This is a genomic window from Methanobrevibacter sp., from assembly GCF_045116495.1.
Lineage (GTDB): Archaea > Methanobacteriota > Methanobacteria > Methanobacteriales > Methanobacteriaceae > Methanocatella.
The window spans coordinates 1-6,993 of sequence record NZ_JBGULU010000157.1 but is presented as its reverse complement, the minus strand read 5'-3'; the positions used below and the strand labels follow the sequence as shown (position 1 = coordinate 6,993).

8 protein-coding genes are annotated in these 6,993 nt (G+C 35.8%); 3 read left to right on the top strand and 5 right to left on the bottom strand.

The features are described 5' to 3' along the window. Positions 1–160: 160 nt before the first annotated feature. The 3 genes from rpiA to ACJMLH_RS08335 are packed head-to-tail and all read right to left on the bottom strand — an operon-like array spanning position 161 to position 2,332. Positions 161–847, bottom strand: coding sequence for a ribose-5-phosphate isomerase RpiA (gene rpiA / locus ACJMLH_RS08345; RefSeq protein ID WP_405276624.1), 687 nt, complete (start codon positions 845–847; stop codon positions 161–163). Further along, positions 848–1,288, bottom strand: a complete 441-nt coding sequence (locus ACJMLH_RS08340) for a UPF0179 family protein (protein WP_405276622.1) — start codon at positions 1,286–1,288, stop codon at positions 848–850. It abuts the gene before it with no gap. Then, positions 1,289–2,332, bottom strand: coding sequence for an NAD(P)-dependent glycerol-1-phosphate dehydrogenase (locus tag ACJMLH_RS08335; protein WP_405276620.1), 1,044 nt, complete (start codon positions 2,330–2,332; stop codon positions 1,289–1,291). A gap of 150 nt (positions 2,333–2,482) precedes the next feature. Here ACJMLH_RS08335 and proS point away from each other — a divergent pair, with 150 nt between their 5' ends. From proS to thiD, 3 genes are read left to right on the top strand one after another with little or no spacing between them, the layout of a single operon-like run. Beyond that, on the top strand, positions 2,483–3,883 hold the full coding sequence (gene proS / locus ACJMLH_RS08330) for a proline--tRNA ligase (RefSeq protein ID WP_405276618.1): 1,401 nt from the start codon (positions 2,483–2,485) through the stop codon (positions 3,881–3,883). A gap of 9 nt (positions 3,884–3,892) precedes the next feature. Further along, the gene (gene cofC, locus ACJMLH_RS08325; RefSeq protein WP_405276616.1) at positions 3,893–4,567 is read left to right on the top strand and encodes a 2-phospho-L-lactate guanylyltransferase; all 675 of its coding nucleotides are present in this window, start codon (positions 3,893–3,895) and stop codon (positions 4,565–4,567) included. Further along, positions 4,568–5,302: a bifunctional hydroxymethylpyrimidine kinase/phosphomethylpyrimidine kinase gene (gene thiD / locus ACJMLH_RS08320; protein ID WP_405276614.1), complete on the top strand. Its 735-nt coding sequence runs from the start codon at positions 4,568–4,570 to the stop codon at positions 5,300–5,302. A gap of 60 nt (positions 5,303–5,362) precedes the next feature. Here the strand turns inward: thiD and ACJMLH_RS08315 are convergent, their stop codons facing one another. Next, positions 5,363–6,115 (bottom strand): ABC transporter ATP-binding protein, encoded by a 753-nt coding sequence (locus ACJMLH_RS08315; protein ID WP_405276612.1) that lies wholly within the window; start codon positions 6,113–6,115, stop codon positions 5,363–5,365. A gap of 8 nt (positions 6,116–6,123) precedes the next feature. Beyond that, entirely contained in the window at positions 6,124–6,873 is a 750-nt protein-coding gene (locus ACJMLH_RS08310) for an ABC transporter permease (RefSeq protein WP_405276610.1), read from the bottom strand. Positions 6,874–6,993 lie beyond the last annotated feature (120 nt).

The window sequence follows — 6,993 nt, the reverse complement described above, 5'->3', positions numbered from 1 at the left end:
AATATTGCGAAAAATATTGTTGGAATTACTTTTAATTCAGCCAAAAGCCACAAGACACCATAGATTACAATTAAAACTCCGAACAATATGGCTACCTTATAGCCTATATCCCTTAAATCCGGAAATGGCATTCCCCCACCTGTAAACGGCAAAATATCACCTATAATTCTTTGGTTCCGTCATCAGTTCCAACGATGACCTTATCGACCATCTGTGAAAAGATTCCATTTTCTACAACACCAGGAATGGAATTTAAATCAATTTCCAGGTGAGATGGAGATTCAATTTCGTCAAATTTGGCATCAATAACAAAGTTTCCGTTGTCTGTTATTACAGGACCGTCCTTTCTTTGAGCCATTCTGATTTCACAGCTAGCCCCCATATCTTCAAGAGGTTGTATAACCATTCTGGATGCATCAGGTAGAACTTCCACAGGTACTGGGAAATTGCCTAGCTTTTCAACGCATTTTGATTCATCCACAATAACAATGAACTCCTTTGCGGCATAGTCAACAATTTTTTCCTTGGTGTGAGCAGCTCCGCCTCCTTTAATCAGATTAAAATCAGAATCCACTTCATCAGCACCATCCACAGACAAGTCAATGTCATGCTCTTCTAAAGTAGTTATTGGAATATTCCATTGTTTAGCTATTAACAATGATTGAAATGATGTTGGAATGCCCATTACACTGATTCCTTCATCACGAATCCTCATGCCGACCTTTTCAATGAAAAAATGTGTTGTTGAACCTGTACCAAGTCCTAAAACCATTCCATCTTTTACATATTCGGCAGCTTTGTAGCCTGCATTCTTTTTACTGGAATTATTACTACTAACATCTTTCATTTAAATCACAAACCCCAAAGTAAGTTTATTAAGATTATAACCTTTCTTACATTCTTCCTTATGTTTTCCTTCATGATTTAACACAATGCATTTGTCATTTTCCATTAAACCTTCAGGGAAACACAGGTCACGGAATTCACAAGTTTCCTCATCACACACGGGAGCATTAAATGTAAATGTGGAACCTTCAAAAATACTTTTGGAAGTGGTTAGCAAATCAATTTGAGCCCTGTCAACTTCAACAGGCACTACTGCGCCTTCAGCATGAACAGAACATTTTTGTTCATTGTCCTTAACATCTACAATGACATATTTCCTATTTTCTTCCAAGTTTCCAACACAGGATGATTTAAATCTGCAATCCTCACAATCTTCAGCAGGACCTAAAAAAACAAATTCTTGACCTTCTTTTGCTAAACTTTTACCTATTAACGTAATCATTTAAATCACCTCTGTTTTATAAGCTAATTCATATGCTGCTTCCCGACAGATTCCATTGTCCCCGAGAATTGTGTATCTTTCAGGCCTGATTTTATGAGCCATCATCAATGCTTCGATAATGTCATCTTCAGATACTCCTATTTCAGCTGCAGTAGTTGGAGCTTCAACTGCTTTTAAAGCATTTTTAATATATCTCCAGTCTCCTCCATGAAGATACATCATCATTATTGTTCCAATTCCGCACTGTTCACCATGAAGTGCAGGTTTATCCAATATCTTATCCAGTGCATGTGAGAACAAATGCTCTGATCCGCTGGCAGGCCTTGAAGAACCTGCAATGCTGATTGCCATTCCTCCACTGAACAATGATTTCATGACTATTCTGGCACTAGGCTCAAGATTAGGCTTGATATTGGCAATATTGTCAGTGATTAAATTTGCAGACATTATTGATAATGCGGCTGCAGATTCGGAGAATGTTTCGTTTTTTAGTCTGTGTGCCAATTCCCAATCTTTAATTGCTGTGAAATTAGCCATCAAATCCGCACACCCTGCAGCCAAAAGTCTGAATGGAGATTGTGCAAGAATTTCAGAATCTGCAATAACAGCTATTGGAGAGTGAGCGGCAACAGATATTGAAGTATCAGGATTTTTAATTGATGCCATAGGAGATACAATACCGTCATGTGAAGCTGTTGTTGGCATGGAAACGAAATATACGCCTTGATTAAATGAAGATAATTTAGCCACATCAATGACTTTTCCACCACCTATACCTAAAACTGTAGTGTCTGGTGTGATTAATTCTTCAACTTCAGATATTGAATCGGCAGATGCTCCACTAACCTTGACTACATCATATTCAATATCATCCTTTTCAAGACTTTCAATTGCCGGAACTGCACCCACATCATAGGTATGGGAACCGGTGACAATCAAAATCTTCTTATCTAAACGCAGAGATTTACATATCTTACCTGTATCCTTTATGATACCCGGATCAATGTAAACTTCACGAGGCATTTGTATTTTCCTATTACTCATAATATCTCCTAAATTAAATTATACATTAATATATATGTATAAAATAATTATAAATAACTTTCTTTTAATCAAAGCAATCCTTAAAATAAACATTTAATACTAATTAAAAACAGATAATTTAATATTATAAAAAATTATTTAGGTGATACGGTGGAAAATTTTGACGAATGGTTTCATGATATTTTAGAAAATGCAGATATAACCGATTCAAGATATCCTATTAAAGGGATGGCAGTTTGGAGACCATACGGTTTTCAAATAAGAAAGCACTCAATGAATATTATCAAAAAACTATTGGATAAAGACCATGATGAAGTTCTATTCCCAATGCTTGTTCCTGAAACCGAACTTGCAAAAGAAGGAATACACGTTAAAGGATTTGAAGATGAAGTATATTGGGTAACACAGGGAGGCCAAACTCCATTAAACGAAAAATTGGCTCTGAGACCAACCAGTGAAACTGCAATTTATCCAATGTATTCATTATGGATTAGAACACATATTGATCTTCCAATTAAAATGTATCAAATCGTCAATACATTCAGATATGAAACAAAACATACCCGGCCTTTAATACGTGTTCGTGAGATTACCACTTTTAAAGAGGCCCATACCGCACATGCAACCAAAGAAGAATCCGATGAACAGATTCAGGACTTTATTGAAATGTATAAAGAATTCTTTGATGATTTGGGAATTCCATACTTAATTTCTAAAAGGCCAGAATGGGACAAATTTCCGGGTTCTGATTATACCATGGCATTTGACGTGATTATGCCTAACGGTAAAACCCTGCAGATTGGTACAATCCACAATTTAGGCCAGACTTTTGCAAAAACCTTTGACATTACCTTTGAGGATAAGGATGGAGAGCACAAACTAGTCTATCAGACCTGTGCAGGAGTATCCGACAGAGTAATAGCTTCAGTCATTGGAGTTCATGGAGATGAAAAAGGACTTAGATTACCACCTAAAGTATCACCGAATCAGGTAACCATAATTCCGATTTTATTCAAGAAAGGAAAAGAGGAAGTATTGGCAAAATGCTCACAAATCAAAGAACAGCTGGAAGAAGCGGACATCAGAGTAAATATTGATGACAGGGACATCAGACCTGGTAAAAAATTCAATGATTGGGAGCTTAAAGGAACACCTCTTAAGCTTGAACTTGGACCTAGAGATTTGGAAAACAACATTACTGTTGCAATGAGAAGGGACGAAGGAGAAAAAATAGAAATCGCATTAGATGACTCATTAGCTGACAATGTTCTCGATTTACTGGAAAAATCCAGCGAAAACCTATCTTCAAATGCTTGGGATTTCCAGGGCGAACATGTAAAATTCACTGAAAACCTAGATGAAATTTCAGAACTTGTTGAAGCCGGAAATGTTGTTAAATTCTACTGGTGTGGAGATGAAGCTGTCGGAAAAGAAATTGAAGAAAAAACTGGCTATGACGTTTTAGGTATTCAGGAAGAAGTTACAGAAGGAAAATGCATAGCTAGCGATAACGATGCAAAATACATTGCCCTAATAGCTAAAACGTATTAAGTGATTGAAATGGATAACATATATGCGATAATTCCCGTTACTACTTTCAAAAATGCAAAAACCCGACTTTCTCCATTTTTATCAGAAGACGAAAGAGAAAAGCTCCTGAAAGTAATGCTTAATGATGTAACTGATACTTTAAAAAAATATGTCGATAAAATTTTTATTATCAGCCGTGACAAGGAAGTATTAAGTTATGCTGAAAGTTTAAATGTGAATGCAATCCTGGAAAATGACAATTCCAATTTAAACAAAGCTTTAACACAGGCCATGAAATTATGCAAAGGAAAGACAAGAAAAATCATTATTGTTCCATCAGATATCCCCCTGATTGGAAAAACCAATGTGAAAATGCTAATTGACGCCTCCAAAAGCTTAGATTTTATCATTGTTCCATCAAAAGGCGGCGGAACAAATATGATTATAATGAAACCTATGGCAATCCACACACAATTTGAAGGATTCAGCTACAAGAAACATGTTCGGGTCGCTGAAAAGAAAAATCTAAATCCTCAGGTGCATGATTCATTTTTCATGGCATTGGATGTCAATACGACAGAAGATTTAGGTGAAATACTGCTTCATGGCGACAAGACTCATACCAGGCAATATTTAAAAGAGCTTAAAATAAGTGTAGAGTCACACCGTGGATCTGAAAGATTAAAAGTCACCAGGGATGATTGAATGATTGTAATGTCCATTGCCGGTGTTGACCCGTCAGGAGGTGCAGGAGTTTTTGCAGATTTGAAGACATTTCAGGCAATCGGCGTTTATGGGTGCGGCATTGTAACTGCACTGACTGCACAAAATCCATATAAGTTCTTTTCAACACTTCCTATTTCACCCGAATACATTGAAGAGCAAATAGATTCCGTTATGGATTCATATGAAGTTGAATTTATAAAAACCGGAATGCTGTACTCTCCTGAAATTATTAAACTGGTTTCCAAAAAAGTTAAGGAGTACAACTTAAAAGCCGTGGTTGATCCTGTGATGGTTGCAACTTCAGGCGGTGATTTGACAAAAGAAGACATAGCAGATGCTTTTAACAAATATCTGCTTCCGCAATCCATTTTAACAACACCTAACGTCAGTGAAGCTGAAAAACTAACCGGTATTGACATCAACACCGAGGAAGATGCAATTGAAGCCTCTAAAAAAATTGTTTGCAGCAACATCATTACCGGAGGCCATCTCGACGGCATCAACACCATCAACATTAACGGCAATGTTACAGCAATTAAACAGAAACTGATTGAAACTGATAATCTTCACGGTACAGGCTGTAATTTATCATCAGCTATTGTTGCTTATCTAGCTAAAAACAACGATTTAAAAACAAGCATTGCAAAATCCCTTGATTATGTTTATGAGGGAATAAAAAATGGAAATTATGGAACACTGATAGCTAAAATTTAGCTATAATGCTCTAAAATCTAATTTTAAAAAAAAGTAAAGGAATGATAATAGCAAAAACTATTATTCTTCCATATCCAATTTGTCAACGATTGATTCCTGAAGTTTTATGAATTCCTCTGATTCTCTTTTTCTCGGCCTTTCAATGTCAACTTCAATGATTTCTGCAATTCTTCCGGGATTCTTATCCATGATGACAATCTTATCTGCAAGAAATACTGCTTCATCAACATCGTGGGTTACAAAAACGATTGTATTTTCAAATCTTTTCCAAACCCCTATGAGCTGTTCCTGAAGCTTGTGTCTATTTTGCATATCCAATGCAGAAAATGGCTCATCCATGAGCAAGATTGGTGAATGATTAAGCAAAGATCTAATAATTGCAACCCTCTGCTTCATACCACCTGAAAGTTCATGAGGATAGCTATCTTTAAAGTCAATTAAACCCACACTTGTAAGATATCTCTCGGCAGCCGCAACATTTTCAGATTTGTTTCCCTTGTTTGTCATTTCCAAACCAAAGGTAACATTTTGAAGAACAGTCAGCCATGGGAATAAAGAGTATTGCTGGAAAATAACGGCCCTGTCACCGGATGGCTTTTTAACCACTTCACCGTTTGCAACAATTTCGCCGGAGGTAGGATTATCAAGACCTGCTATCAATCTTAAAAGAGTAGTTTTTCCACAACCGGAAGGTCCCAAAAGACATACTAACTCCCCATCATCAATATGTAAATTAATATCCTCTAAAACAGACAATTTATCTGATTTTTTTCCTTCAAAGGATTTGTTAATGTTTTTTACTTCAATTGACACTTTAACACCTACCAGAATATCCTATCTTGAGCTTTTGTAAATACAAAGTCAAATGCAAGTCCAATCAAACCTATTACTAACATACCAACAACAGTAGTACCTGTATCAAACAGGTTAGTTGCTGTTAAAATCATATAACCTAATCCACTGCTTGATCCAATCATTTCAGCAGAAATTGTACACATCAAAGCAATACCAATACCCACTTTAAGACCGGAAACAATATACGGAACCGCTGAAGGAACAACAACACGCTTCAATACATTCCAATCATTAGCCCCCAAAGTCTGAGCGGATTCTACTAAAACCTTATCGGTTCTTTTAACACCGTCAATAGTATAAACCAAAATAGGGAAAACACATCCCATGAAAATGATAAATACTGCTGGAAAAGTACCGATACCAAACCATAAAATTGAAAATGGAATCCATGCAACCGGAGGAATAGGCCTTAAAACACTTATTACAAAAGTACATAAATCCTCTAAGGTCTTATACCATCCAAGTAAAATTCCACAAGGAATTGCTACAACAGATGCACAAATTAAACCAGCAAACACTTTAAATAAGGTATCAATAGTGTTTGTTAAAAGTTTACCGTTTTCAATAACCACCCAGGCAGAATTTACCACATCAAGCGGCCCTGGCAGTATATATGAAGAAAATAATCCTAAACCATTAGTTATCAAATACCAAAAAAAGATTAAAATTATTGGCACGATTAATGGAACAAATTTATTCTTGTAATTATCAAACATTTCATCACTTAACAAAAATTTTATACATTAATAGTTAGGTTAAACTAATATAAAAACTTTGAAAAAAAATTGAAAAAAAAATAAAATGAAGTTTAATTTACATCACCAACTTTTTTATTT